This is a genomic window from Nostoc sp. CHAB 5715, from assembly GCF_020829685.1.
Lineage (GTDB): Bacteria > Cyanobacteriota > Cyanobacteriia > Cyanobacteriales > Nostocaceae > Nostoc.
In genome coordinates, this window is record NZ_JAIVFR010000745.1 from 1 (window position 1) to 3844 (window position 3844).

General features: G+C 43.9%; 6 protein-coding genes. 1 reads left to right on the forward strand and 5 read right to left on the reverse strand.

All coding sequences use genetic code 11. The annotated features are described in order from the left end of the window. Positions 1-117: 117 nt before the first annotated feature. Positions 118-951, reverse strand: a complete 834-nt coding sequence (locus tag LC574_RS30395; protein WP_229457321.1) for a hypothetical protein — start codon at positions 949-951, stop codon at positions 118-120. Positions 952-980: 29 nt separating this feature from the next. Further along, complete coding sequence (locus LC574_RS30400; RefSeq protein ID WP_229457322.1) at positions 981-1310, reverse strand: hypothetical protein; 330 nt, start codon at positions 1308-1310, stop codon at positions 981-983. A gap of 221 nt (positions 1311-1531) precedes the next feature. Here LC574_RS30400 and LC574_RS30405 point away from each other — a divergent pair, with 221 nt between their 5' ends. Beyond that, the gene (locus LC574_RS30405) at positions 1532-2113 is read left to right on the forward strand and encodes a tyrosine-type recombinase/integrase (protein ID WP_229457323.1); all 582 of its coding nucleotides are present in this window, start codon (positions 1532-1534) and stop codon (positions 2111-2113) included. Positions 2114-2360: 247 nt separating this feature from the next. On the opposite strand, the gene LC574_RS30410 is transcribed toward LC574_RS30405, so the two are convergent. From LC574_RS30410 to LC574_RS30420, 3 genes are all read right to left on the reverse strand, one after another. Continuing rightward, a complete protein-coding gene (locus LC574_RS30410; RefSeq protein ID WP_229457324.1) occupies positions 2361-2537 on the reverse strand; it encodes a hypothetical protein in 177 nt (58 codons plus the stop codon). Then, on the reverse strand, positions 2518-2721 hold the full coding sequence (locus LC574_RS30415; protein WP_229457325.1) for a hypothetical protein: 204 nt from the start codon (positions 2719-2721) through the stop codon (positions 2518-2520). Before LC574_RS30415 ends, LC574_RS30410 begins: the two co-directional genes overlap by 20 nt. A gap of 241 nt (positions 2722-2962) precedes the next feature. Next, positions 2963-3427: a hypothetical protein gene (locus LC574_RS30420; protein WP_229457326.1), complete on the reverse strand. Its 465-nt coding sequence runs from the start codon at positions 3425-3427 to the stop codon at positions 2963-2965. Between the last annotated feature and the right edge of the window lie 417 nt (positions 3428-3844).

The window sequence follows — 3844 nt, forward strand, 5'->3', positions numbered from 1 at the left end:
CGGAAATAATTCCTGCATTTTGAACAACCTCCCGCGTATGGATACCACTACCGAACAATACAACATCTGCGTTGTTAGCAAATTCTAAAGGTTGTTGTGCCTGAATAGCGATCGCATTCATTGAGGTTTGATAACAAGATTATTTAGTTGTTTGGCTCGAAAGTTTTGATGAGGAATTGTCATTGTTCTATATCCAGAGTTAGTAAGTTTACCTGCTGGGTTCCTTTTTTCTCCATAGCTAATTACAATCTGTTCCCGGTCTGCTCCTGGTTTAATAGCCCAAGTTTCTGGGATGCCAATAATAAATTCTTGATTTTTTAGCAAACATAACTCTGTATTAGTTTTGGCTAATTCTTGATATTCTCCAAGAACTTTTGCTGATTCATTTCCTGTTTTACTTTTAATTACTTGTATTTTTTGTTCTTCAGTTCTAGGCTTCCATTCGTTATCTTGTAATTCACAAATAACTACAGGTACTTTTATTTCCATCCATTCCACTTTTGCATCAACTCCGTTACGCCCATCAGCACCGCTTCTACCCTTCAATCCAGGCTTACCATCAACACCGTTTTTGCCATTCAACCCAGGTTTACCATCAACACCGTTTCTGCCATTTAACCCAGGCTTACCATCAACACCGTTTCTGCCATTCAACCCAGGCTTACCATCAACACCGTTTCTGCCATTCAACCCAGGACGACCGTCAGTGCCGTTACGCCCATCGGTTCCATTGCGACCTTTTAGCCCGGTACGCCCGTCAGTGCCGTTACGCCCATCGGTTCCATTGCGACCTTTTAGCCCGGTACGCCCGTCAGTGCCGTTACGCCCATCGGTTCCATTGCGACCTTTTAGCCCGGTACGCCCGTCAGTGCCGTTACGCCCATCGGTTCCATTGCGCCCGTTTAACCCAGGACGACCGTAAATTTGTATCTTGAACCGCTCCCTCGCCAAATAATTGATTAAGGGAAAGGGATTGCATATTAGTAATCGTCAGGGTCAATTGTTGCAGATATATCTGGTTTTGCTAGATTTACCGTTATCTGATCGACTCTATATGAATCATTATTAGTGCCTCTAAAAGCAAAGCCTGGAAAACCCAAAGCAATGTAGATACTCTGATCTAAATTCGTATCAAAAGTGGATTGTGGTAAGCCGTCTTGAGCTTTTAGCAAAATCGCAGTCAATAAACTTTCAGCCGTATTAGTAGGAGAGGCTGTCAGCCGTGGTAGATCAGCTTTGGTAATTGTGATTGTGGTTGCATCTTGAATAGCGTTTGCGCCGAAAATTTGTTGCAAAGTTGGTTCTGCCATAAAGCAAAGCGAATTTTAGTGAAGTGAATAAATCCGTTGTATTTCTTGGCAAAGAAATTGTAAATATTCCTCTTTTATGTAAAACAAGCATATTCACTGAAGACGTGTAATGCTTACTGCTAATAGGATTGAACCGAATATTTCTAATAGTGATTATTAGGAATATTCCGGTTTAACCATTGGGAGTGGTTAAACCGGAACAGACAAAAGTTGTAAATAAAATGAAAAATAATCGAAATGGACAAGCCGCAGTTTTGACTGACGCGGATTATTCCAAAATTCGTAAGCAGATCCGCTCTCAAAAATATAAACTACTTTTGGATCTAGCTTGGTACACCGGAGAACGCTGGGGGGCGTTGGTGAAGTTGCAACTTCTTGATGTATACAACCTTGACGGTACACCCAGCGAGTATATCAATTTTCGCGCCAGGACTCGCAAGGCAACACCCAACGGTAAGCGACAAACGCGCCAGGTGCCGGTTCACGATACTCTTTATGAGTTGCTAGCAGCATATAAACCAGATTCGGGTTCAATTTGGTTATTCCCGTCCAGGGAGGGAGATAAGCCTATGGGCTTACGGGGGGCTGACCAAATTTTACGCACAGCTGTAGAAAGAGCCGGACTTTCTGGTAAGGGGATATCGACTCATTCCACCAGGAGGAGTTTTATTACAAAGCTTGCAAAGCGCGGGGTGAGTTTAGCAACGATTAAAAAAGCCACTGGTCACACTGACTTGAAGGTGCTTTCCCGGTACATCGAGGTAACTGACGACGACGTAAAAAGCGCGATCGCAACTCTATGAACCCCAACCTCCTATTCCTGCAAATCGAAATTTTCTTCGAGCGCTTGCAGCACGGTGAGTACGATCACCCTTTGTACTTAGCTATGGCACTTGAGAATCTTGCAAATTATGCATGGGACGAAGTAGACCGAATTTACCCAGAGTTGTGACAAACCGCAGTCGCGGCGGATAAGGTGGTGAAGCCAATAGATGTTATGTTTCAGTACAAACTGCGATCGCACTTTCAACCAAAGTGCAATCGCATTTTTCATGATTGAGCATTGGGCATGGTGGGCGATTCGTTCTTCCAGCCTCGGATTAGTTTCTCAATCTCAAATGGTAATTTAGCATCCGCGATCGCAATTTCTACATCTGCCTTTTTACGCTTGGCGATGATGCTGTTCACGCTACCCAGGTAAAGGCGGTTAATCTTCCTGCCAGTCATCCAACAGTACCGGAAATACCAATTTGAATTCTGATAAATCTGGCTCGACTTCTTCAGCAATTTCACCCTGCCTCATTAGCCATTGCCAAAGTGATTTAGCTGCGGGGCAAATATGATGTTGGTAGCAGAATGCTTCGTGTTCTTCCGTCCAAGGAAGTGCATTTTTTAATGAATTTTCTGGCATAATACTATTAGTTAGTTTCAAGGAGCCACCACGAGCGCTAAATCTTTTGGTGGCTTTTTGGTTTTTTAGTCATTTGTCATTGGTCATTTGTCATTGGTCAACTGCGATCGCACCCCTCCCCCCACTCCCCACAACCGCGTGAGCAAAACAAAGCCGCCCTCCCCGCAGCGCGTGAGCAATTCCCCCCACCGCAGTGCGATCGCACAAAACAAAACCGCCCTTACCAAGCAGGCAGAACGGTTTAAGAGTTTTCCTCAGTTTGTGTTATCTGTGATCCAGAAGATGCTTCTAAGCCAGGATGTTCGTTTCCTTCGGATTGAGAAGCTAAAGAATCAATTTCGCGCTCAAGCTCTTTAATGGAGTCTAAAAAATTTCGTTCTAGCATTCGACTTTCGTCGATCTGTGCTTCTAAGTGTTCCTGATGACTGCGAACGTATGACAAAAACGACTGCTCTATTAGCTTGAGACGCTCTCTGATTTTCCCAGAATCTTCTTGTCCGTCGCAGATAGCGATTGCTGCATTTTTTCTCTGATCATTGTTTCGATAACTTCTGATTTGCTTGTGTTTTGAGCTTGAGATATCGTATCCAGATGATTCGCAGAAGTCGGAGTTAGCGTTAAGTTCATACGCTGTTTCCTCTCCTCGTACCAGCCATGCTTCTTGGATTCCTTTTTCGGGCTTTCGTTTGTCATCTATTGCATTCATAAATCCTACGCATAATTTTAACACTGAATCCTACGCATGATTCTAGCCTAATTATGCGTATAATTCAAAAAACATGATATTATGCTTAATTATACGCATGATATTTACAAACCAAGGAGAGATGGCAGCCTCCTTACAGAAAGAACTGCCTGTAAAGCTTATGCATTGCGCTCCCTCTCCACATTGCCACCATGCCCGTGAAGACTATATGGAGCAAGCACCCGCGCCACATGCAGCGCGGAAACACCCTGCAATCACCAGAAAACCGAGCGCGGTAACGAGTTTGCCGTGCGGTGATATTTTGATGTCTGCACACTTAGTAAAAGGAGAAAATCATAACAACGATTGAAGAACTGCCCCAAAAACTCCAAACCCTTCTTAGTGAGGGGACGGTAGCCATAACAGATATTGAAGGCA